Source organism: Commensalibacter melissae (genome assembly GCF_003691365.1).
GTDB classification, from domain to species: Bacteria; Pseudomonadota; Alphaproteobacteria; order Acetobacterales; family Acetobacteraceae; genus Commensalibacter; species Commensalibacter melissae.
This window is the reverse complement of the sequence record NZ_CP033087.1, coordinates 1,020,734-1,044,251: the sequence shown is the minus strand read 5'-3', so window position 1 is coordinate 1,044,251 and position 23,518 is coordinate 1,020,734. Positions and strand designations below refer to the sequence as shown.

At 35.5% G+C, this 23,518-nt stretch carries 19 protein-coding genes and 1 tRNA gene; 16 read left to right on the top strand and 4 right to left on the bottom strand.

The features are described from left to right. The first annotated feature begins 44 nt into the window (after positions 1-44). Positions 45-2,399, top strand: a complete 2,355-nt coding sequence (locus D9V35_RS04705) for a phosphoketolase family protein (protein WP_122123579.1) — start codon at positions 45-47, stop codon at positions 2,397-2,399. A 52-nt stretch (positions 2,400-2,451) separates the two neighbouring features. Here D9V35_RS04705 and D9V35_RS04700 read toward each other — a convergent pair whose 3' ends face one another. After that, on the bottom strand, positions 2,452-2,814 hold the full coding sequence (locus tag D9V35_RS04700; protein ID WP_110437991.1) for a hypothetical protein: 363 nt from the start codon (positions 2,812-2,814) through the stop codon (positions 2,452-2,454). A gap of 285 nt (positions 2,815-3,099) precedes the next feature. On the opposite strand from D9V35_RS04700, the gene D9V35_RS04695 reads away from it, so the two are divergent. From D9V35_RS04695 to D9V35_RS04675, 5 genes are all read left to right on the top strand, one after another. Then, complete coding sequence (locus tag D9V35_RS04695) at positions 3,100-3,360, top strand: hypothetical protein (protein WP_122123578.1); 261 nt, start codon at positions 3,100-3,102, stop codon at positions 3,358-3,360. Between the two features lie 115 nt (positions 3,361-3,475). Next, a complete protein-coding gene (locus tag D9V35_RS04690; protein ID WP_240993410.1) occupies positions 3,476-4,744 on the top strand; it encodes a replication-associated recombination protein A in 1,269 nt (422 codons plus the stop codon). Positions 4,745-4,749: 5 nt separating this feature from the next. After that, positions 4,750-5,724, top strand: coding sequence for an RluA family pseudouridine synthase (locus D9V35_RS04685; RefSeq protein WP_122123576.1), 975 nt, complete (start codon positions 4,750-4,752; stop codon positions 5,722-5,724). 130 nt (positions 5,725-5,854) lie between these two features. Next, positions 5,855-8,008, top strand: a complete 2,154-nt coding sequence (locus D9V35_RS04680) for an AsmA family protein (RefSeq protein ID WP_162988581.1) — start codon at positions 5,855-5,857, stop codon at positions 8,006-8,008. 29 nt (positions 8,009-8,037) lie between these two features. Beyond that, entirely contained in the window at positions 8,038-8,763 is a 726-nt protein-coding gene (locus tag D9V35_RS04675; RefSeq protein WP_122123574.1) for an ATP12 family chaperone protein, read from the top strand. Between the two features lie 45 nt (positions 8,764-8,808). Here the strand turns inward: D9V35_RS04675 and D9V35_RS04670 are convergent, their stop codons facing one another. Continuing rightward, on the bottom strand, positions 8,809-9,990 hold the full coding sequence (locus D9V35_RS04670) for a bifunctional 2-C-methyl-D-erythritol 4-phosphate cytidylyltransferase/2-C-methyl-D-erythritol 2,4-cyclodiphosphate synthase (RefSeq protein ID WP_122123573.1): 1,182 nt from the start codon (positions 9,988-9,990) through the stop codon (positions 8,809-8,811). Between the two features lie 132 nt (positions 9,991-10,122). Between D9V35_RS04670 and dusB the strand changes: the two genes are divergently transcribed. The 7 genes from dusB to hflX are packed head-to-tail and all read left to right on the top strand — an operon-like array spanning position 10,123 to position 19,003. Further along, entirely contained in the window at positions 10,123-11,166 is a 1,044-nt protein-coding gene (dusB, locus tag D9V35_RS04665) for a tRNA dihydrouridine synthase DusB (RefSeq protein WP_122123572.1), read from the top strand. An 8-nt stretch (positions 11,167-11,174) separates the two neighbouring features. Next, the gene (locus D9V35_RS04660; protein ID WP_162988580.1) at positions 11,175-12,278 is read left to right on the top strand and encodes a two-component system sensor histidine kinase NtrB; all 1,104 of its coding nucleotides are present in this window, start codon (positions 11,175-11,177) and stop codon (positions 12,276-12,278) included. Between the two features lie 17 nt (positions 12,279-12,295). Further along, complete coding sequence (locus tag D9V35_RS04655; RefSeq protein ID WP_122123570.1) at positions 12,296-13,756, top strand: sigma 54-interacting transcriptional regulator; 1,461 nt, start codon at positions 12,296-12,298, stop codon at positions 13,754-13,756. Continuing rightward, positions 13,726-15,972 carry a sensor histidine kinase NtrY-like gene (locus D9V35_RS04650; RefSeq protein WP_122123569.1) on the top strand — a complete coding sequence of 749 codons (2,247 nt, stop codon included), beginning with the start codon at positions 13,726-13,728 and terminating at the stop codon, positions 15,970-15,972. Before D9V35_RS04655 ends, D9V35_RS04650 begins: the two co-directional genes overlap by 31 nt. Beyond that, positions 15,962-17,374, top strand: a complete 1,413-nt coding sequence (ntrX, locus tag D9V35_RS04645; RefSeq protein WP_110437981.1) for a nitrogen assimilation response regulator NtrX — start codon at positions 15,962-15,964, stop codon at positions 17,372-17,374. Before D9V35_RS04650 ends, ntrX begins: the two co-directional genes overlap by 11 nt. A 54-nt stretch (positions 17,375-17,428) precedes the next feature. After that, a complete protein-coding gene (hfq, locus tag D9V35_RS04640; protein WP_122124269.1) occupies positions 17,429-17,701 on the top strand; it encodes an RNA chaperone Hfq in 273 nt (90 codons plus the stop codon). Between the two features lie 12 nt (positions 17,702-17,713). Further along, positions 17,714-19,003 (top strand): GTPase HflX, encoded by a 1,290-nt coding sequence (gene hflX, locus D9V35_RS04635; protein WP_122123568.1) that lies wholly within the window; start codon positions 17,714-17,716, stop codon positions 19,001-19,003. 6 nt (positions 19,004-19,009) lie between these two features. Here hflX and D9V35_RS04630 read toward each other — a convergent pair whose 3' ends face one another. Then, positions 19,010-20,176, bottom strand: coding sequence for a hypothetical protein (locus tag D9V35_RS04630; protein WP_122123567.1), 1,167 nt, complete (start codon positions 20,174-20,176; stop codon positions 19,010-19,012). 97 nt (positions 20,177-20,273) lie between these two features. Between D9V35_RS04630 and D9V35_RS04625 the strand changes: the two genes are divergently transcribed. Further along, positions 20,274-21,107: an SDR family NAD(P)-dependent oxidoreductase gene (locus D9V35_RS04625; RefSeq protein WP_122123566.1), complete on the top strand. Its 834-nt coding sequence runs from the start codon at positions 20,274-20,276 to the stop codon at positions 21,105-21,107. A gap of 4 nt (positions 21,108-21,111) precedes the next feature. Here the strand turns inward: D9V35_RS04625 and D9V35_RS04620 are convergent. Next, positions 21,112-21,186, bottom strand: a tRNA-Cys gene (locus D9V35_RS04620). Positions 21,187-21,322: 136 nt separating this feature from the next. On the opposite strand from D9V35_RS04620, the gene D9V35_RS04615 reads away from it, so the two are divergent. Further along, entirely contained in the window at positions 21,323-21,970 is a 648-nt protein-coding gene (locus D9V35_RS04615; RefSeq protein WP_122123565.1) for a protein-L-isoaspartate O-methyltransferase family protein, read from the top strand. A gap of 54 nt (positions 21,971-22,024) precedes the next feature. Then, a complete protein-coding gene (locus tag D9V35_RS04610; RefSeq protein WP_110437977.1) occupies positions 22,025-23,488 on the top strand; it encodes a TolC family outer membrane protein in 1,464 nt (487 codons plus the stop codon). Positions 23,489-23,518 lie beyond the last annotated feature (30 nt).

Below are 23,518 nucleotides of genomic sequence, written 5' to 3'. Positions count from 1 at the left end.
ACTCTTATTGAGTTTAACAATAGCTATTTATCAAGGAGTAAAAAATGACTGATAAAAAGCTTTTATCTGAACATGAAGTGGACTTATTTAATAAATGGTGGCATGCCGCCAATTATCTATCCATCGGACAGATCTATCTAATGGATAACCCTTTATTGAGGGAACCATTGAAACTGGAACATACCAAACCACGATTGCTTGGACATTGGGGAACAACCCCGGGCCTCAATTTCATTTATCTTCATCTGAACCGTATTATCAGAGAACGAGATAACGATATTCTTTTTATAGCTGGGCCAGGTCATGGGGCTCCTGGGGTTGTGGCGTCAACCTATCTTGAAGGGACTTATACAGAACTTTTTCCCGAGATTACACAGGATGAAGTGGGAATGCAGAAATTGTTCAAACAATTTTCCTTTCCCGGCGGCATTCCAAGCCATACAGGTGCACCAACACCAGGATCCATTCATGAGGGTGGAGAACTTGGATATTCGCTTTCACATGCATATGGGGCAATATTTGATAATCCTGATCTGACCGTTGCATGTGTTATAGGTGATGGTGAGGCAGAAACAGGGCCCTTGGCAACATCATGGCACAGTAATAAATTTGTTAATCCAAAAACAGATGGTGCTGTTTTACCCATTCTTCATTTGAATGGCTATAAAATTGCAAACCCGACTATATTGGCACGTATATCCCATCAGGAATTAATCAATTTAATCAAGGGGTACGGCTACGATCCAATTTTTGTTGAAGATAATGATCCAGATTCAATGCATCAGAAAATGGCTTCAGCCATGAATACTGCATTCAATCGTATTCATCGAATACAACAGAATGCACGCAAAAATAATGATACCGGTCGTCCATTATGGCCAGCCATTATTTTTAAAAGCCCAAAAGGTTGGACATGCCCGAAAACCATTGATGGAGAAAAAGTGGAAGATTATTGGCGTGCACATCAGATTCCTTTTGGGGATTTGAGCAATCCAAAACATCTGAAATTATTAGAAAAATGGATGAGATCCTATCATCCTGATGCATTATTTGATGAAAAAGGGGCAATATTTCCAGAAATTGCAGAATTGGCACCCAAGGGGGATAAACGTATGAGCGCCAATCCGAATGGGAATGGCGGGTTGCTCAGACAACCGTTGAAGTTACCTGATTATCGACAATATGCAGTAAAAATGACGAAACATGGTCATGTAATTGCTGAATCAACCAGGATAATGGGAGAGTTTTTAAGAGATGTCATTAAAAAGAATCCTGAAAAATTTTTGCTTCTTTCCCCTGATGAAAATAATTCAAATCGTTTGAATAAGGTATTTGAAGTAACCGATCGGGTCTGGAATGCCGAAATATATGATTACGATGATCATTTGGCCCATAAGGGACAGGTGATGGAAATTTTAAGTGAACATACGGTTGAGGGTTGGCTTGAAGGATATTTATTGACTGGAAGACATGGATTGTTTTCCTGTTACGAGGCTTTTATCCATATTGTCGACTCAATGGTCAATCAATTTGCAAAATGGTTGGACGAGGCGAGCAAGGTGGAATGGCGACGGCCAATTTCGTCTTTAAATATCCTTTTGACTTCTCATGTTTGGCGGCAGGATCATAATGGGTTCAGTCATCAAGATCCCGGTTTCATAGATCATGTTGTTTCGAAAAAACCTAAAATGAGCAGGGTTTATTTGCCACCAGATGCTAATACCCTGTTGCTGGTCACGAGTCACTGTTTAAAAAGTTCGGACCGTATCAATGTTATTGTTGCCGGCAAGCAGCCAGAGGCCCAGTGGCTTACCATGGATGAGGCAATTAAACATTGTTATAAAGGCCTTGGCATTTGGGAATGGGCCAGTAACGATAAAGGAACAGAACCCGATGTCATTGTGGCATGCGCTGGTGATGTGCCAACGCTTGAAGCATTGGCGGCTACCAAAATTCTTAACGAATATGTACCAGATCTCAAAATTCGTTTTATCAATGTTGTTGACCTGATGACTCTCATGACAGATGATCAGCATCCACATGGATTGTCAAATCAAGAATTTGATGCCTTGTTTACAATCAACAAACCAGTTATCTTTGCTTATCATGGTTTTCCAAGATTAATTCACTCGCTTATTTATAAACGAAGCAATGCAAGAAATTTTCATGTTCATGGTTTCAGAGAAGAAGGAACAACCACAACACCTTTTGATATGGTTGTATTGAACAATCTTGATCGTTATCACTTGGTATCAAACATCATGAACAGGGTTGATCGTTACAAATCAAAAATAGCTTATATAGATCAGTTTGTGAGAGACAAACTTGTTGAGCATGAATTATATATTCGCCAATATGGTGAAGATATGCCAGAAATCAAAAACTGGCGTTGGAAATAAAAAAATTGTAAATATATATATATATTGATTTGGTTTTTCAGCGTATGGATTGTTAATCTGAAAGTTTTCTACATTCCATGCGTATGGAAATGGGAACTTGGTGACTGCATATATTTCTCGCGTCTACTTTGCAAAATTCCAATGCATTGTTGTATAGGGATCTTAATATTTTACTGTTGACATCCCTGTCATTGTCAAACTTGTCATTGGCTTTTTGTTTTTTCAATTCATGTATATCTTTTAAGGTTTCAATACATGAGGGGCTTATTGTTGTTGATTGGGTTCGTAAAATTTTGAAAATAGGTTGTAATTGTTCATATGAAAAACTGATTGATTTTTCATCACTTGATTGTCCATAAACAGTCAAGGGAAATAGGGTGATTATAAAAGTTAAAAATCTTGTTCTATTTTTCAATTTAGTCTCTAATTAAGGCTTTATTTCATAATTGCAAAGTTTATGTTATCCAGCTGTTAAAGTTAGATAAAAACCTTTATATTATATATGTTTATAACATAAATGATATATTTATACAGTTTTTTAGCATATTATCCTATAATAACACACAAACTATTCCTCAAGTTTATCCCCCAAATTGTGGATAATTTTATGTTGGATAAAAATCAATCCTTGGATAGAGAATTATAATATTCAATCATAAAGTTAATAAAAATAGTATTGAAGAACATGAATGGAAAGAAAATGGTAAATTTAAGAATAAATAATATCAAACACTGTTTTTGTATCGGTATCTGTTTAGTTTCATCCGCGCTGTTTCTTGATGGATGTTCAGGAACAGCTGAAACACCAGTTCCGGCAGGAACACAATCATCTGTTGGTTATGGATCTGTTTGCAAGGCAGGAATTTATAGCTGTCATACTCCATATCAAGTTCCTCTGGGTTCTCCATGCAGTTGTCCTGGTGTGGGAGCGCCCTCCTACGGTAATGTTCACGCGAAATAAATAAAATTGACAAGGTAATTCGGAATTCCTCATGACCTTTTCCTCATCAAAGAATGACAAGGATCTTTTTGCCTCTGATCACACCTTTTTAAGTGAGAATTCAAATGAGAAGTCAATGATTGACAATAAGGTTCCTTTGGCTGATCAATTGCGGCCAATGGAATTGGAGGAGGTTGTCGGACAAAATCATTTGGTAGGTAAAAAAGGCATTATTACCCGTATGATAAATCATGGTACATTATCAAGTTTGATTTTGTGGGGTTATCCTGGAACAGGGAAGACGACGATTGCCCGGATTATTTCCCAGTATACGAATTTGAGATTTGTTCAAATATCCGCAATTTTTTCCGGGGTGGCAGAATTAAAAAAAATTTTTGACGAGGCAAGAAAATATAGACAACAAACCGGTAAGGGTAGCCTATTATTTGTGGATGAAATTCACCGTTTCAACCGTACTCAACAAGACAGTTTTTTACCCGTTGTTGAAGATGGAACTATTATTCTGATAGGGGCGACCACTGAAAATCCATCTTTCGTGTTAAATGGTGCTTTGTTATCCCGTTGCCAATTGATGGTACTGAAACGTCTTGATGAAGAAGCGTTGAAACAACTCATTCAGCGTGTTGAAATTAATACTGAAAAGAAATTGCCTCTTACGGATAAAGCCTTACATGTTCTTATTGCCATGGCAGATGGAGATGGTCGCTATCTCTTGAATATGATAGAACAATTAATCAAACAAAATTTTGATCATAAAATTGATGAAAATGCGTTAAATGAATTACTAAGCCAAAAAGCAGTATTGTATGATAAGGATAGGGATGGGCATTATAATTTGATTTCAGCCCTGCATAAATCACTTCGAGGTTCGGATCCCGATGCTGCCTTGTACTGGTTCGCTAGAATGTTGGAAGGTGGAGAGGATCCAAGATATATTGCAAGAAGATTGACCCGTTTTGCATCGGAAGATATTGGATTAGCCTCACCTAATGCTCAAATACTGGCAATTTCAGCTTGGGAGAGTTATGAACGGTTAGGATCACCTGAAGGGGAAATCGCATTGGCTGAACTGGTAGTTTACTTGGCAACAGCACCAAAATCCAATGCTGTTTATAAAGCCCTTAACAAAGCGAGAGCGGTTGCAAAAAAAACGGGAAGCTTGATGCCTCCCGCGCATATATTGAACGCGCCAACCAAAATGATGAAAGAACTTGGTTATGGCAAGGGATATCAGTATGATCATGATACAGAAGAGGGATTTTCTGGACAAAACTATTTTCCTGATCGTATGAAACGTGAACAGTTTTATTTTCCCACACATCGGGGAACAGAAGAGATCATTTCAAAACGTCTTGAACAGTGGAATAAACTTAGAAATAAATAGATTATATGAAAATTTTAAATATTACGGTTAAAGATGAAGATGGTGAAGTGCGTCTTGATCGTTGGGTAAAAAGAAATTATCCTCAATTTACGCAGGGCATGATTCAAAAATTGTGCAGAACCGGTCAAATAAGGGTTGATAAAAAAAGAATTCAGGCATCTACACATTTGAATACTGGAAATGTTGTTCGGCTTCCTCTTGTTGAAAAAGATGTTCTATTTTCCAAGAAAAATCATGACATGGATTCCAATTTTTCAAAAAAAGTTAAAAGCTGGATTATTTATGAAGATAGTGATTTATTTGTTATCAATAAACCGTCCGGTATTGCTGTTCAGGGGGGTAGTAACGTAAGATATCATATTGACGGAATGCTCGATTCATTAAGGGAAAATAGTAACTATCGTCCCTGTTTGGTTCATCGTTTGGATAAAGATACTTCCGGTATATTATTGATTGCTCGTCATCCAGCTGCTGCAGCAAAAATAACTGCTGCGTTCAGAGGCAGGGCAGTAAAAAAAATATACTGGGCCATTACAACAGGTCGTCCCGTTTCATCAAGTGGTATGGTGACGCTTCCATTATTGAAAGTTGAACGTCCGGGCGAATCATATGTCGTTGTTTCAGAAGACAGTAAAAATGCTCAAAAAGCTGTAACGGAATATATGGTTAAAGATTATGCCGCCAGGAAATTTGCCTGGATCGAATTATATCCCCTTACTGGACGCATGCATCAACTTCGTGTTCATTGTTCGGCCATGAACTGTCCTATATTGGGGGATAAAAAATATAATCAAGCGAATGGCTCACTCGACGGTTTTCCAGAATTACTACATCTTCATGCCCGCGCAATAATCATTCCTCATCCCCAGGGTGGATATCTGGAGGTTGAAGTTGAATTGTCATCCCATATGAAAGAAACATTTAAGAGATTGAGATTTGATATGCCATCCGGTAATTGTGTCAAAGTTAATAAAAGATAAGAAATATAATTGAAAATATTTCATTTGAAAAATTAATTTCGTTTTATGATTGCATAAAAAAACCATCATGTTATTTCTGATTAGTTTATATTTTTAACTTACCATTATTAAATGAATCCAAAGATTAATGATGCTAAAAAATAAAAAGATATTTATTGGTGTTTTGGGAGCCTCTGTATTATTGATAGCGGGAAGTAACCTTGCAATCAATTACATGATTGACCGGCAAAAAATCAATGATCAATTATCAGAAATAATTGAAAAAAAAACAGGACGAAAAGTCCATTTAAATCATTTGTCTCTTCAATTGGTTCCCTGGCCTGAAATCAAAGCGTCGGATATTGCTTTGGAAAATATAAAAGATGGCAAGGCTGATTATTTCATTCATGCAGGGAAATTTTCAGCGAAAATTAATTTATTGTCTTTGTTAAAAAAAAATATCAATATTCATGCATTGGAACTTTCAAATGTAAAATTAAATTTGGAAGAAAATCAAGAAGGTATAAAAAACTGGGAATTTCATCCCTATAAAAAATCAGATATTCTGTCTGAAAAAAATAAGAAAAAAAATAAGAAAAAATGGACAGTTAATTTCAGGACAATCAATTTCAGTCATGTTCAGACATGTTACGATAATTTTAGAAATAATAAACATGCCCATTTTCTTTTGAAAACTGTTGATATTGATCAGTTTGAAGGGAATAAGATACGTTTTGAAATTAATGGACATAATCATCAAGCAAATTTTTCATTATCTGGACGTATTAATCATGCGGATGCTTTGCTATTGCATAGAAATGTAGTTTCTTCATCTCCTGTTAAATTCCAAATGGTTTTAACAGAGTATTTTCAAAACCAAAATGTCGGAAATATACATGTCAATGGAACTGTAAAAGATTCTATCAATTTGAAAAATTTCTCAATATCGGCAAGAGGTGCGATTCTAAACCTGCAGAACCTTAATTTGTTATTCCCACATGCCAATTTACCATTGGTTGAAAATATTACCTTCAATACGCTACTTGAAGATATTGATACAGAAACGGAGAAAAATTCAAAACCAAAAATAAAACTGTTACAATTAAATATGGGTTATATTCCAATTAGGGAATCATACAAAGATTTCGATTTGACGAATGTCCAAATCATGGCCAATCAGTTTAATGAAAATATAAATATCCAGTTTAAGGGAAAACTGAATGACAATATATTCAGTTGGGCTGGCGATTTGGGAACATTGAATAATTTTCAACAAATATTGTTTTCAAATAATCTCAAGGAAATACCCATAAAGGGAAATTTGTCATCAGATAATTATTCGGCACAGATTCATGGGACAGTAGGAGGAAAAAATCCATCTCTCAAAATAAAATTAAATGCATTAAAAATTGACCATCAATTTTCTAAAATTGGTTTTGTTGAAGCACATGATATATTTTATAGTGGTAAAATATATTTGCCTTTTAGAGTTGACATTCAGTTAATCAATCATATTCGCGACGAAATTTTGCACAATTTGGGTGCAGAAGGTAATATAAACGGTAAAAATCTTCAATTTAATCAATATAATTTTAATAATTTTTCAGGATATTTTAATTGGAATAACAATCAGTTAAAAATTAACAATGCACAGTTCATTAATAAACAAAATCATCTTAATCTTGATATCGCCTATAATCATAACAATGATGATCAAAAACTGTATGTTACGATCCATCCATCCGTTTTTCCGATGGAGTGGCTGGAACAAAGATATAAGTTGGCAGAATTGTATAGTGGTCCTATTGAAGTGACTGGAAATATTTCAGCTAAAGGTTCAAATTATGATCAGTGGATTCATTCAATGGTTGGACGTGTTGGAATGGCCGGAATTGGAGGAATCGTCAAGGCTGAAGGATTAAGACATTATCTAGGTAAAGCGGCTGATACTTTGCCATTGAAAAAGAATCTTTCAACGCAATGTTTGGCAGTACATCTTAACCTGAAAAATGATCAATTATATTTTGATACATTTACACTTCAGGCTAAAAAATTTGCCCTGAATGGAACAGGGTATTATTCTATACCCGCACATCAAATTGATTTTCATATTGTTCCCGATATCTCATTGGGTTCATTCAGCGCCTCCGTGCCAATCATTATTAAAGGCAATCTTGACAAACCGATTATAAACTTTGAAAAAAATAAAGATAAGGTTTTTACCCTAAGTATTAATACGATAAAAAAAATGCTTGAACGCACCGATTATTGTTCAGATTCCTTATCAAAAGCTAGAGCACAATAATTATAAATACCTGATATTGGAAAAATTATATGAACAAACCATTAAAATTGCGCCGTTTTTGGGATAAGGCAACTTATATCAAAGATGATGATGGTTTTAGGATATATCTTGATAAACAATTATTACGTCTTCCTCAGAAATCGATACTAACAGTATCTAACGAAACGCTAGCAAAAAGAATAGTAGATGAATGGCAAAATGCCGGTTGTAAAAAAGGAGATATTTTTTCATTTGATACTTTACCCATTACGCGAATAATCAGTACTCTTATTGAAAAAATCAAACCTGATCGTAAGAAATATATTGATGTCCTTCTTCCCTATGTAAATGGTGAATTGCTTTGCTATCGTGCGGAAAAACCTAAACAATTAGTAAATAAACAAAATCAGCTATGGCAACCTATTTTGCAATGGATTGAAGAGTTTTTACATATAACCTTTAGGGTGACAAAAGGGGTTATGCCTATTGTGCAGGATAAACAAACAATCAATAAGATAAAAACATATATTATGAGGCTTTCTGATGAAGAATTGACTTTCTTTGCTGTAATTATACCATTATTGGGAAGTGTTGTATTATCAATTGCCATTTTTGAAAGAAAGTTATCAGCACAAGAAGGATTTGAGTATGCTTATCTGGATGAACATATTCAATCTCAAATTTGGGGTTATGATTCAGAACAACAACAAAGATTAAACCTTATACAGAAAGAAATCAATGAATGTGTAGATTATCTTGAATATATCAATAATTGAGGTTCAAATAAATTGATTATCAAACCTCAAAAAATATATTGAAAGTTAAATTTTAGACCAAGTTTCCTCTTCTGGCATAAGCAAACATATTACCGCTTGACAGGCAATACCTTCCTGGCGGCCTGTAAATCCCAGTTTTTCGGTAGTTGTCGCTTTAACGGATATAGCTGAAAGTTTGAGTTGCAACAATTCTGAGATTTTTTGCCTCATTGAATCGATATACGGACGCATTTTCGGTTTTTCACAAATCAGGGTAATATCCAGATTACTTATTTTACCACCACGTTCTATTATGCGTTTTCCGGCATGAATAATAAATTTTTGGCTATCCGCATTTTTCCATTGAGGATCAGAGGGAGGAAAATGACTGCCGATATCCCCTTCAGCCAAAGCACCATAGATAGCATCACATAAAGCATGCAGAGCAACATCGGCATCTGAATGGCCTGCCAATCCATGTTCATAGGGTATATTAATACCGCACAGGATCAATGGACGATCTTTTTCAAAAGCATGCACGTCAAAACCGGAACCTATTCTCGGAATCATTACTTTAGACATAAGGCATTCCAATCGTTTCAAATCATTTTTGTAGGTTAATTTAATATTGTTTTCATCACCCATGACCAACATAACGGGTAATCCCGCCTGTTCAAAAAGCGCTGCATCGTCTGTCGCTCCTTTGGAGAATGAACCGCGATGAATTTTAAGTAATTGGCGAAAATTAAATCCTTGAGGTGTTTGTGCACGATATAAATCATCTCTCGAAACTGTATTCTCAATAATATTTTGTTTAGATTTTTTAAGTGTTTCAGCAACGGGAATGGCGGGAATAGCTGCAGGATATTGTTTAAGAGCGTCAATTACCTTTGTAATAATCTCAGATGATACATTCGGTCTTGCTCCATCATGTATTAGAACAACATCAGGCTGTTCAGGTTCGGGAAGTTTTGCCAATGCTTCCAGACCGGCCTTTACACTATCCTGTCGTTCTTCCCCCCCTTGAATGATTGGTAAAATCTTATTATTTTTTAGATCATTTAAAACTGGAGACAGCAATGAGGCATCACCTACGGGCTGTACAAGATCAACATGAGGTAAAAATGCTTTGGCAGCATGAAAGATGACAGGATGACCCAGCAATTGAACATACTGTTTTGGTAACGTTCCATTTTGATTGAACCGTTTACCTGAACCGGCAGATAGAAGAATAAGGGCGATGCGCATAATAACTGAATTGTATAAAAAAAGATATTTTTGTTAAACTATAATTAAAGTATAAGACTTTATTAATCATGTTTTAAATAATAAATCAATTGTGATAAATTTTACGAAATCAAATTGAAAAAAATACCGAAAATGATTACAGATACCGCTAAAGACATTCCTTATTTGAAACCGATTTGCCTTGCTGGGGATAAAATAATCAACTATCCTGTTATTCTGGCACCTATGGCAGGAGTGACAGATTTTCCATTCAGACAATTGGTCAAGAAATTCGGTGCGGGTCTGGTTGTTTCCGAAATGATAGCTTCATGGGCCATGATTCGTGAAAACAAGACAACGTTGCAAATGGCTGAACCCATTACAAAGGGCTTGAACTCTACCCAATTGGCCGGTTCAGATCCTCAAGCCATGGCTGAGGCGGCACGAATCGCTGTTGATAAAGGCGCTGATATTATTGATATTAATTTTGGCTGCCCCGTCAAGAAAGTGGCTGTGGGTCAACAAGCTGGCTCAGCCCTGATGAAGGATGAATTAAAAGCATCAATTATATTGGAAGCAGTGGTTAAAGCTATTGATGTTCCGGTTACGCTTAAAATGCGTATGGGATGGGATCATCAATCCCTAAATGCCCCGCAATTGGCCAGAATTGCTGAAGAATGTGGGATTAAAATGATTACAGTGCATGGCAGAACACGACAGCAATTATATAAGGGGAAAGCAGATTGGTCTTTTGTGAAGTATGTTAAGGAAGCTGTTAAAATTCCAGTAATCGTTAACGGTGATATTGTTGATTTCAATACTTCTGTGATTGCTTTGCAACAATCAAAGGCTGACGGAATTATGATTGGACGGGGTGTTTACGGAAAACCCTGGCTTTTATCCAAGATTATCCATTACCTGCAATGCAAGAATATTCCAGCACCTATAACCTTGCAGGAAGAAAAAGAGATCATTCTATCTCATTATGATTCCATGTTAACCTATTATGGGGAATATTCTGGATTAAGATTGGCCCGTAAACATTTATCATGGTATTGTGCGGGCTTACCTGATTCCGCTTCATTCAGAGCGTCAATTAATAAAATGGACAACGCCAGGGATGTAATTTATGCAATTAACGAATTCTATGATATCCATAGTGATGAATTTTTAATAAGGCATGAATTTGTTAATTGAAATTTATGATGAGCAAAAATATTCATGTTTTTACAGATAGTAATGAGATAATTGAGGCTTTACCTTTTCCATTGGTGATTATCAATCAATTCGGAAAAATTGTTTATCTGAATTATCAGGCAGAATTGTTTTTGAATATTTCCAGAAAATACGCCTATTATTGTGAATTGAATGATTTTTTGCTGGAAAATATATCTTTTTCAACATTGTTTACGCAAGTAAAAGAAAATAGACGTGTTGTTACGCAATACGGAATGAAATTAAGATTGAAAAACGTTAGTAATAATAAAGAATTTTTTCTTTCTCTGGCCCTAGTTGAAAATAATGATGATCTATATATCGTTACATTTCATGATCATTCCTTACTCAATATCATCAGGAATTCACGGCAAACAACTGATTTCAATCAGATTGAAAAAAATCTGTCACTCATGCTTTCGCATGAAATAAAAAACCCATTGTCAGGTATTCTTGGTGCGGCACAATTGCTGCAACAAACTGTTACAAATGAAGATAAAAAACTAACCGACTTAATTTGTACAGAAGTTGAGCGCATAAGTAAAATGCTTGATAGATATATTGATGAAACGCATAAACATATCAAATATTCGAAGTTGAATATTCATGCTATTTTGAATCATGTTATTCAAATCGCAAAAAACGGTTTTGCTAAAGATATCAGAATCAATGCATTATACGATCCATCTCTACCTTTAATAATGGGCGATAAAGATGCATTAATACAATTATTTCTTAATCTTATCAAAAATGCTTCAGAAGCATTGCAAAATTTTGATAATCAAGATGAAATAAGTATAATAACCAAATATCAATCAGATTTGATGATAAAAGAGGCGTGTCATCACTATAATTTTTTACCATTATTGATTGTTATTAGAGATACTGGAGCAGGCGTATCTGAAAAAATAAAAGATCATCTTTTTAATCCGTTTATTAGTGACAAGGAAAATGGATTGGGAATCGGATTAGCTTTATGTAAAAAAATTGTTCAAAATCATGGAGGTATGATTGATGTTGAACGAAATAAGAAATTCACTGATTTTAAGATATATCTTCCCATCAAACAATCCAAATCGAACCTGAGATATTAAGTTGTAATTAATTAAAAATGGTTATAAAAAAATCAACAATCTTAATTCTGGATGATGATACCTCGATCAGAACAGTTTTAAGTCAGGCCTTTACACGACTAGAATATAATGTAATGGCAACGACAAAAGTTGAATTGGGATTGGATTGGGTTAAGAAAAATAAAGTTGATCTTGTCATAACAGACATAATGATGCCTGATATAAATGGCTTTGATGTTATTGACAGGATTAAATCATTTAATATTGACATACCCATTATTGCTATAAGTGCATTATCAACACTTTCAACGGCATTAGAGGTTGAAAGAAAGAATATTTTTGAATATTTCCCAAAACCATTTGACCTTAATAAGTTAATTGCAACAGTACAAAAAGCATTAAAATCCTTAAAGGTCAATTTTTACAATTTTGATGGAATTATTCATGAAGAAAGTTTACCCTTAATTGGTCAGTCAACAGCGATGCAGGAATTGTATCGTATGATCGCTAGGCTAATTCAATCTGATTTGACTGTTCTTATCACGGGAGAAAGCGGAACAGGTAAAGAGCTCGTTGCAAAAGTTTTACACAATTATGGTAATAGAAAAAACAATTCATTTATAACGATAAATTTGGCTATTTTACAGGATAATGATATTGAAAATGAGCTTTTGAAATATACTCCTTTTATTCTTGAAAATAAAAAAGAAATAGATAATCTGGAGAAAAACTATAAAGGTACAATATTTTTGGATGAAATAGGTGAGTTATCACTATCTGCTCAATTTCATCTTTTGAAATTTCTTGAAAAAAATTTTTGTTTTTCAACGAATAATTCAAAAACAAAAAAATACCGTATCATAGCGACATCAAAAAACAATTTATTTGAGTTGGTTAAAACCGGGCATTTCAGAGAAGATCTCTTTTATTGTTTAAATATTGCACCATTATATCTTCCACCTTTAAGGGAGAGAACTGAGGATATACCTTTACTTATCCAACATTTTTTAAAAAATGATCAAAATATTATAAATTTTTCTAACGAGACTATGGATTATTTTTTGACTTATAGTTGGCCAGGAAATATTCGTGAATTAAAAAATATCATAACTCGTTTATTGATTTTATATCCCTATGAAACAATCGAGGTTGATTTTGTAAAAAAGATTTTAAATGATTCTTCCATGATTGATAAATCATTCAAATTGGACAGATTAAAGCCTTTGTCAAAACTGATTGAAAGTCATCTAAACCGTTACTTTATTGAAAATAAAGGTCAACCAATTTCAAATTTACATGAAAAAATTATAATGGAAGTTGAGCGACCCTTGATTGAAATGGCCCTTGTGGAAGCTGAGGGCAACCAAATGAAAACGGCTTCAATGCTGGGAATAAATCGAAATACATTACGTAAAAAAATGAAAATGTTTAATCTTCTCGAATTGAGTAAAAAACATAAAGGCTCAACATGTCTGGAAAAATCTATAAACAGAAAGTGAATAAGGTTACTGAAAAATTTTCTAATAGAAAAGCCACTATTTTCTTGGTTGTGCTGGCCTTGATTTTTACAATCATCACTTTTGTTATTCTTTCAGGTGGAATTGTTACATCTCATAAATCATCGGTACAATTTGTTATTTTAAGTATTAATGGATTAGTTCTTGTTTTATTGATATTAGCTTTATTCTTTTGTATATTTCGTTTGATTTCCGAACATAGACGACGATTGGTTGGTTCAAAAATACATATCAAGCTAATTGTGTTATTTAGTATTATTGCCATAGTTCCAACCATTTTGGTTGGAATTTTTGCGACAATTTTATTTCATTTTGGCATTCAAAACTGGTTTAATAACAGGGTAAGCACAGCGCTTAACGAGGCTTTGCTGGCTTCAAAAGGTTATTTACAGGAACATAATGACAATATTCGCACTGAAGCCTTTTCTTTGGCCAATTATATACAAGGTATTCAAAACAATTACGCTCAAGCAGGTCAGGATCTATATGATGATAGTAATAGCCTTGATCAGATTCTTGATTCTCAAGCAACATTAAGAGGATTAAATGCCGCGTTTGTTTATAACTCTTTTACCCAAAAAATAATTGCGTCGGGCGGTCTATTCAATAATACATCATACGCCAAACAATTGCCTCGATCAGCGACCTTGATGTCGCATAATGATGTGGCAATTTTGGATTCACCTGATGAGGAAACAGTTCGTGCTGCCATTCCTATTAACGATACTCCGCCGCTCGTTTTATTGATTATAAGGCCTGTTGATCCGGTTATTCTTAATCATATGCATAAAACTGAAAAAGTTGTTATGCAGTATAATGATTTGAACAACAAAAGTTCAAAAATTCAGGTGATGTTTGTAATTATATTTGCATTGATTGCATTGCTTGTTGTTTTGGTGGCCATTTTGATAGGTCTTTTTATTGCCAACCAAATTGCTCGTCCTGTCGGGTTATTGACGTTAGCTGCACAAAAGATCAGTAAGGGTAACCTCAATGTTAGGGTACCTGAATATGATAAGGATGATGAAATAACCGATTTGGCACGTGCCTTTAATCAAATGACCAATCAACTTTCTTTCCAGCATAAAGAGCTTATAGAGGCCAATCAGCAAATTGATGAACGCAGACGTTTCACCGAAGCGGTTTTATCCGGTGTTTCCAGTGGAGTGATTGGGTTGGACAAGCAGGCAATAATTGAATTGCCTAATCGATCAGCAAATCAACTTCTATCTATTGATTTAATGAATTATATAGGACACAAAATTACGGATGTTGTACCAGAATTCTCTCCCTTGCTATCAATTATTTCCGAAGAAATAGATATCATCAATAACAATCATAAATTAATTCAAAAGGAAATTCAGATCAAAACCTCTGCTGGGAGTAGAATGTTGCTTGCCCAGATTGGGCCAGAAATCAGGGGAAATGAAATTGAGGGATTTGTAATTACCTTTGATGATATAACGGATTTACAAGCGGCGCAGAGAAAAGCCGCCTGGGCAGATATCGCCCGTCGAATTGCGCACGAAATCAAAAACCCCTTAACACCTATCCAACTTTCTGCAGAACGACTTCGAAGACGTTTTCTTAAAGAGATATCAAAAGATCAGGATATATATAATCAGTGTATTGATACAATTGTACGTCACGTTGGTGATATAGGTAGAATGGTGGATGAGTTTTCATCTTTTGCTCGACTTCCCCAACCTGTTATCAAAACAAACGAAGTGACACGCATTATTAGGGAAACATTATTTCTTCAGCAGAATGCACATTGTGAAATAAGATATCATACGGATTTGCCCAATGACAAAATTGAAATGAATTGTGATGCGCGATTGATAAGTCAGGCTCTGACTAACTTGTTTCAAAATGCATCAGATGCTATAAATATGAAAAATGAAAAAAGTAACGGTCATGAAAATTACATAGGAAATATTTGGGTTACATTAGAGTTAAATAAGAATACTATTATCATCTCAGTAAAAGATGATGGAATTGGTCTTCCACAGGAGGACAGGTTAAGATTAACTGAACCTTATGTAACCCATAAACCTAAGGGAACAGGATTAGGTCTCGCTATTGTAAAAAAAATTATGGAAGAACATAATGGGACATTGCAGTTAAAAGATCGGATCGAAGGTCGGGGAACAATATCAATTTTGACTTTTCAAATACGAGGACAATATGACGCATGAGATTTTAATCGTCGATGATGAGCCAGATATTAGACTACTCATTGAGGGAATTTTACAAGATGAGGGGTACGAAACTCGACTTGCCGGGGATGCGGATTCAGCGATTAAGGCTTTTCATGCAAGAAGACCTTCCTTAGTCATTCTTGATATATGGTTGCAAGGATCAAAAATGGATGGTTTGGAAATTCTCAAACTTATACAAAATGAAAAACCTGCTGTTCCTACTATCATGATATCAGGCCATGGAACAATAGAAACTGCTGTTTCCGCACTTCAACATGGTGCATATGATTTTATTGAGAAACCCTTCAAGACAGATCATCTGCTAGTAGTAGTCCGTCGTGCTCTGGAAGCTGCAAAATTGGCAAGGGAAAATGAAGAATTACGTTTCCGAAGTGGATACGAAGTTAAATTAAATGGACAAAGTCAAACCATTAATTCTGTCAAAAGTCAAATTGAGCGTGTTGCGCCAACGAATTCTCGAGTTCTAATATATGGTGCGCCAGGTACGGGAAAAGAAGTGGCTGCTCGAGCTATACATAAATTATCCAAAAGAGCAGAGGGGCCTTTTTTTGTATTAAATTGCGCAACCCTTTCCCCAACAAGATTTGAGGAGGAATTGTTTGGTATTGAGGGCAATACACAAAATAATTTGCAAAGACGTACCGGTGTTCTTGAAAAGGCTCATGGAGGTACGCTGGTGTTAGATGAGGTTGCCGACATGCCTCTTGAAACACAGGGAAAGATTGTTCGGGCATTACAGGATCAAACATTTCAACGTGTTGGCGGTTCCAGCCGCGTTAAGGTTGATGTGAGGGTTATTGCCATTACGAATAGGGATTTAAACCAGGAAATTGCCAATGGAAGATTCCGCAAGGATTTATATTATCGTCTTGCAGTTGTGCCTTTGAAAATTCCAAGCTTGAAGGAAAGAAGAGAAGATATACCTGAACTTGCAACTTTCTTTTTGAAGCATTATTCTGAATTAACCGGAGTGCCAGTCATTGAATTATCAGCAGATGCTCTAACAACCTTACAGACTTATGAATGGCCAGGAAACGTACGTGAATTACGCAATTTAATGGAACGGCTTTTAATCATGATGCCTGGAAATGTTAATGAAGCCATCCGTACTGATATGTTGCCATCAAATGTCGGTCAAAACGCACCGGGTTTATTGAAAATCGATACACAAACTGATATCATCAGTCTTCCGTTAAGAGAGGCTCGTGATATTTTTGAAACGCAATATTTACAAGCTCAATTAATGCGGTTTGGTGGCAATATCAGTCGGACTGCTGGTTTTGTTGGAATGGAACGAAGTGCTTTACACAGAAAATTGAAACAGTTAGGAGTTACCGGATCAGAAGAAAGAAATAATAATAATAATATAAATAATTAAACTGTTAATATATGCAAGTTTCAATTTCATAAAGTGATTGGTAAAGGTTTTATTTTGTCAAAAGATACATATCAAAATATTCAAGATGTTTTTTTAAATCAGATCCGCCGTTCCAAAGTTTCAGTTACTGTTTTCTTAGTGAATGGCGTGAAATTACAGGGAATCATTTCTGGATTTGATAATTTCTCCATATTATTACGTAGAGAAAGTCATGCGCAGCTCGTTTATAAACATGCTGTAAGTACGATTATGCCCTCGTCACCTGTTCAACTCCCCTTTAATGCACCTGCAGCGACTTCAACTTCCACAACATCTGAAGAAAAGTGAGAATTTATTCTTATGATTGAATCCGATTCAGTGAAATCATCAAATTTTGCTGCAGTCATTGTTCCATGGGATGTAAATCTAAAACAAAATGATAGGAATTCTGAATCTAGGCTTGATGAGATTGTTGGATTAGTATCATCTATTAAAATTGATATTGTCTATAGAGAGATTATAAATATTCGGTCATTCCGTTCTTCAACCTTAATAGGGCGGGGAAATATCGAAAATTTAAAATCTGTTATTATTGAGAAAAAGATTCAAGTCGTTGTTTTTGATGCACGTTTAAGTCCGATTCAGCAACGAAACCTTGAAAAAGAACTTAATTGCAAGGTTATAGATCGAACAGCCTTAATACTGGATATTTTTGGTGAAAGAGCGCAGACCAGAGAAGGTGTGTTACAGGTTGAACTTGCCCACCTTCAATATCAGCGTAGCCGACTGGTTAGATCATGGACTCATTTAGAAAGGCAGAGAGGTGGGTTTGGGTTTATGGGGGGGCCAGGTGAAACCCAAATTGAAGCGGATAGAAGGCTGATTGATGAACGGATTACTCGTTTAAAAAAAGATCTTGAACAGGTTCGAAGGACAAGAGGATTGCATCGTAAGGCTCGAAGAAAAGCCCCTTTTCCTATAGTTGCCTTGGTTGGCTATACAAATGCAGGAAAATCCACTTTATTCAATCATTTGACAGGGGCTTCTGTTCATGCTCAGGATCAACTTTTTGCTACACTTGATCCCACCATGCGCAAGATTGATCTGCCATCAGGAAAAACAGTCATTCTTTCTGATACAGTTGGTTTTATTAGCGACCTCCCAACTGAATTGATAGCTGCTTTTAGAGCAACGCTTGAAGAAATTTCCGAAGCGGATATCATATTACATGTAAGAGACATTTCACATCCAGAGACCCGTCAACAACAACAAGATGTTTCTTCTGTATTGGACATGATGGTGAAAGATGATGTATTGAGTGAAAACTGGAGGTCATCGACAATTGAAATTCTCAATAAAATCGACCTCGTAGATTATACTGAATTAACAGGCAAAAATGATAATATTGTCGGTGTATCTGCCTTGACAGGACAAAATCTACCCTCGCTCATTTCTAAAATTGATCAAAGATTGCAATGTTCAATGGAAAAATTGACATATGCTATTGATATTGTTGATGGTTCAGCTTTAGCATGGCTTTATGATCATGGAGAAATTCTTGAGCGTCATGATAGCGAAAAAATCATTCAGATAACGCTGTTACTTTCTCCTATAGATAGAGCTCGATTTGAACAGCTTTATACGTACTAAATTTTTTTATATTTTCATTTCATACATTCGATGAATTTTATTGGGTTCTGGAACAATCCGTTCAATTAAGTTTCGCATACCATGATTTGTTTCCAAAATCCATCCCAATTCAATTGTTTTATAGGGTAAGACTTCTCCACGTTCAAAAAGTTCGGATATAACCAATGATGGCATCAAAGCTCCCAGAGCTGTATCTCTTATGGATCCACTTATACCAAGCAAAATAACGCGGGCTGAATGAAATTGGTGTCGTAAGATTCGATAAATCAATTTACTATATCCCAAAAGGGATGGATCAGGTCCGATATCAATGATTAAATCATAAATATTGGGAATTACCAAAGCAACAGCCACTGGAATATAATTTTGTTCAACCAGAACAAAATTATCAGGTTTTAGCATGGATTTTAAATCTTTAATTAATACAGACATCTCGATTGAGGTGAGAGGAACAAAGCCCCAAGTATCATGCCATGCATCATTGTAAAGTTGGCGAAGAATTTCACCATCTCTCGCAATTTCTTTTGTATTTAATTTTCTGGTTGTAATGTTACCCAATTTTCCACATCCCATTTTCAAACCTGCAGGTATTTTATGGGCCTGTTTAGCTCGTGGACCGAATTTCATCTGATATGAAAGTAGATCCATGGCTTTTTCAAGACCGACTGCTTCAATATGGTGATGAAGCCAAGTTGGATGCCAGGGAATGGCAACGGTTGGTAAGGCATTTTGCCCTGTTATCATTATCCCTATTTCAGAATTGGCATTTAGAGTATAAGGTCCCCTGATTTTTTCCATGCCATTATGTTTCAACCATTTGGTTGCGGCGTCTATTAATTTTTTTACGACGCATAAATCATCAATTGCATCCAATGCACCGAACAAACCGACAGGTTCCTTCCATTGTCTTAACGCATTCGGATCAATTTGTGCAGAAATACGTCCAACAGGTTGATGATTTTTATATGCTATGAAATATTTTGCTGAACCATATCGAAAAAAAGCTGATTTTTTTGGATCTAATAAGCTTGATTCTTGCCAGTCCAAGGGAGGGACATATCCAGATAAACCTTTATATAGAAGACGTGGCAATTGAATAAAAAGTTTAAGCTGTTGTTTGGTTTGAACAGGAACAATATCAATATTATTGATGGAGCAAGAATTAAGGGACATGTAAAAACCATAGAAATTATGAATTATTATTTTTGAATTTTACCAATGTAAACTATAAAATAGCATTTTCTGCTTTTATATATAAAAGGATTTTGTCTTGATAGATATAAATTTATCAAAAAACAATCAAACCTTAAATTATCAACCAAAAACTCAATTTAATTCTGCAAAAAATATTCTGATTACCGGGGCTTCCAGTGGAATAGGCCAATCGTTGGCAATAGCATGTGCAAACAAAGGCAAAACTCTTTTTTTATGGGGTCGTTCTCAAGAAAAGTTGGATAGAACGGCACAATTATGTCTAAACAAAGGGGCAAAGGTTCAAATATTTAGTATCGATCTTGCAGATTCAAAAAATAGCTTACGCCAACTGGAAACATTATTAATCAATTATACAATTGATATGGCAATCATGGCTGCCGGTTCAGGGGATATAAGGGAGGATAAAAACAATTTGGAAAGTGATGAGTTATTATTGAAACTGATGCATTTGAATTATGTAACACCATGTGTCATGGGTAATAAAATAGCTCAACAAATGATTGATCGTGGAATTTATGGACAATTGGTCTTTGTCGGTTCGGTTGCTGCATTTCATTCATTGCCTTTTGCAACTGCCTATAGTAGTTCAAAAGCCGGTTTAAGTCGTTTTGTTGATTCTTTGAGAATTTCCGTGAAAAAATGGAATATAAAAATCACTTTAATCACTCCTGGATTTGTCGATACACCCATGAGCCAAAGGTTGGAATGTAACAAACCTTTTATGATTTCATTAGAAACCGCAACTCAAAAAATAATTAAAGCGGTTAATGAGGGAAAAGCAGAGCTAATTATGCCTAAATTGTTTGTTTATCTAAAATGGATTGATCTTGTTATGCCTAACAGATTAAAAGACTTTATTCTCTCTCATCTTAGAGTGAAACAATTTTGAGATCTGGAGGTCCGGGAGGGAATTGAACCCCCGTAAACGGATTTGCAATCCGCTGCATGAGCCACTCTGCCACCGGACCATTTGATCAAGCTATTGCCTATATCAATGAAATTGGTAAAAAGGTCAAGAAAAAAATGTATAAAAACTTTACTTTTCATATTTGAGTAGTTCATGGTATTAATTTTGAAAGCATAGATATAGAGATTTTATAAACAATGACCCATCCGAATTTTGATTTTGTTCAGGCCCGGCAAAACATGATTGAAAATCAGTTACGTCCAGCTGAAGTCAGTCATGTTAAATTAATAGAAATAATGCGTGTTTTACCACGCGAATATTGTGTTCTGAATAACCAAAAAGAAATGGCTTATTCAGATATTAATATTTCACTTTTTGATCAACGGTATCTTAGTGAGCCAAGAGTGCTTGCCAGACTTGTTCAACTAGCAAATATTGAGGCAAAGCAAAAAATATTGGTTATTGGTGCAGGGACTGGATATCTTTCAGCCATTATTTCCTTAATGGGTGCGGAAGTATATGCATTGGAAGAAAATGAAAAGTTGTCTGTTATTGGAAAAAAATTCTGTAATGAATATGCATCTGACGTGCAATGGTGTGATGGAATATTACAGGATGGATATCCAAAAAATAAATTTTATGATGCCATAATAATTGACGGCTGTATTAAGGAAATTTCAAAAAAACTGATTGATCAATTAAATAAAAATGGTCATATTATTACGGTCTTAAAAAAAGATGGTGATATAGGTCATGCAGTTACAGCAAAAAAGACTGATGAAGGTATAGTAATACAAAAAAGTTTTTATGCTGCCTTACCTTATTTACCAGAATTCATGAAATAATTTATATTTTTTAGCTGCTATTTTATTTTGAAATGTTATTAATAAGGTATTATCATGATCGTCAATCGTAATTTTGGAATAAGTTTATTAACATTTTTTGCATCGACTACTGTATATGCTCAAAATTATGATGGATCAGGTATGCCAAGTTTTATTCCGCATACGCTTGAAGAAGCTCTGGCGACAGCTTATCTAACCAATCCAGATTTGCAACAGGAACGTGCCAGCTTGAGAGCCGTGGATGAACAGGTTTCGACAGCACATGCAGGTTGGAGACCGACTATCACGACTGGTTTGACTGGTGTTGTGACAGAGGGTTATAACTTAGGTGTTTCTGAACCTGCATTAGGTGCTGCAGGAGTTCATTATCCTAAATCTACTACAGAACAAAAATCAGGTGGACGACTTGGATATGGTGCAAATGTTAATATAACACAACCTATTTATCAGGGTGGGAAAACGACTGCTCAAACGCATGAGGCAATAAACAAGGTCATGGCTGAAAGGGCAAAACTTTTATCAACTGAACAAAAGGTTTTTAGTAAGGTTATTGATGCTTATGTAGCTGTTATACAATATCAGCAGCTGTTACAGATTAATATTAACAATGAAAAAATTCTGGCTGAACAGGTCAAGGCCACACATCAGCGTTTTAATCTTGGAGAAGTTACGCGAACCGATTCTGCACAGGCGGAAGCGGCATTAGCTGCAGCACGAGCACAGCGTCAAACGACTGAAGGAGATTTGCGTGGTGCTGAGGCAACCTATACCCAAGTTGTGGGGATTGCGCCAGCTCCTAATCTCAAGCCACCTCAACCTTTGATTTTACCGATCAAAACAGAACAGGAAGCAATTGCACAGGCAGCATCAAACAATCCAGACGTGATTTCAGCCCTGTTTACTGAAGCATCACAAAAAGATGATGTAAATGTGGCTATATCGGAAATTATGCCTAAGCTTAATGCTTCTTTATCCTATCAACGCATGGTCAATCAAGGAGTAGGACAAAATACATCAGATCAAAAAATGGGTATGTTGCAATTAAACATTCCCATTTATCAAAGTGGTGCGGAATATTCTAAAATACGTGAAGCAAAACAGTTGGCTCAGGCTGCACATCGTCAAGTCAGTTCTCAACGAAGAAGTGCCATGCAACTTGCCTCTACAAACTGGCAAAAATTAATGGCAGCCAAAGCGGCCATAGCAAGCAACCGTGCCGCTATTGCGTCAAATATTATTGCTTTGGCTGGTGTTGAAAAACAGGCTGTTGTTGGAACAAGTACAACACTGGAAATGTTACAACAGCAACAAACCCTGTTAAATTCACAAACCACACTTATTCAGAATTTAAGCTCAATGGTAACGGCATCTTATAGTATTGCTTCAGCCATTGGGCGTTTAACGGCACAAGACCTTAAACTGAATGTTCCCCATTATGATTATACAGCATATTATAATGCTGTTAAAAACAGATGGTGGGGTATGAGTGACTACGCACAGGATCAACCTGGACGTTAATAATTTTTCTTTAGTATAATAAAAATAATA

Bases quoted from the DNA above. Each gene is read 5' to 3' on its own strand.
- D9V35_RS04690 (WP_240993410.1), top strand. From the start codon at position 3,476: ATGATTGACAATAAGGTTCCTTTGGCTGATCAATTGCGGCCAATGGAA.
- D9V35_RS04650 (WP_122123569.1), top strand. From the start codon at position 13,726: ATGTCTGGAAAAATCTATAAACAGAAAGTGAATAAGGTTACTGAAAAA.
- D9V35_RS04705 (WP_122123579.1), top strand. From the start codon at position 45: ATGACTGATAAAAAGCTTTTATCTGAACATGAAGTGGACTTATTTAAT.
- dusB (WP_122123572.1), top strand. From the start codon at position 10,123: ATGATTACAGATACCGCTAAAGACATTCCTTATTTGAAACCGATTTGC.
- ntrX (WP_110437981.1), top strand. From the start codon at position 15,962: ATGACGCATGAGATTTTAATCGTCGATGATGAGCCAGATATTAGACTA.
- D9V35_RS04610 (WP_110437977.1), top strand. From the start codon at position 22,025: ATGATCGTCAATCGTAATTTTGGAATAAGTTTATTAACATTTTTTGCA.
- D9V35_RS04615 (WP_122123565.1), top strand. From the start codon at position 21,323: ATGACCCATCCGAATTTTGATTTTGTTCAGGCCCGGCAAAACATGATT.
- hflX (WP_122123568.1), top strand. From the start codon at position 17,714: ATGATTGAATCCGATTCAGTGAAATCATCAAATTTTGCTGCAGTCATT.
- D9V35_RS04675 (WP_122123574.1), top strand. From the start codon at position 8,038: ATGAACAAACCATTAAAATTGCGCCGTTTTTGGGATAAGGCAACTTAT.
- D9V35_RS04630 (WP_122123567.1), bottom strand. From the start codon at position 20,176: ATGTCCCTTAATTCTTGCTCCATCAATAATATTGATATTGTTCCTGTT.
- D9V35_RS04670 (WP_122123573.1), bottom strand. From the start codon at position 9,990: ATGCGCATCGCCCTTATTCTTCTATCTGCCGGTTCAGGTAAACGGTTC.
- D9V35_RS04685 (WP_122123576.1), top strand. From the start codon at position 4,750: ATGAAAATTTTAAATATTACGGTTAAAGATGAAGATGGTGAAGTGCGT.
- D9V35_RS04680 (WP_162988581.1), top strand. From the start codon at position 5,855: ATGCTAAAAAATAAAAAGATATTTATTGGTGTTTTGGGAGCCTCTGTA.
- D9V35_RS04660 (WP_162988580.1), top strand. From the start codon at position 11,175: ATGAGCAAAAATATTCATGTTTTTACAGATAGTAATGAGATAATTGAG.
- D9V35_RS04695 (WP_122123578.1), top strand. From the start codon at position 3,100: ATGGTAAATTTAAGAATAAATAATATCAAACACTGTTTTTGTATCGGT.
- D9V35_RS04655 (WP_122123570.1), top strand. From the start codon at position 12,296: ATGGTTATAAAAAAATCAACAATCTTAATTCTGGATGATGATACCTCG.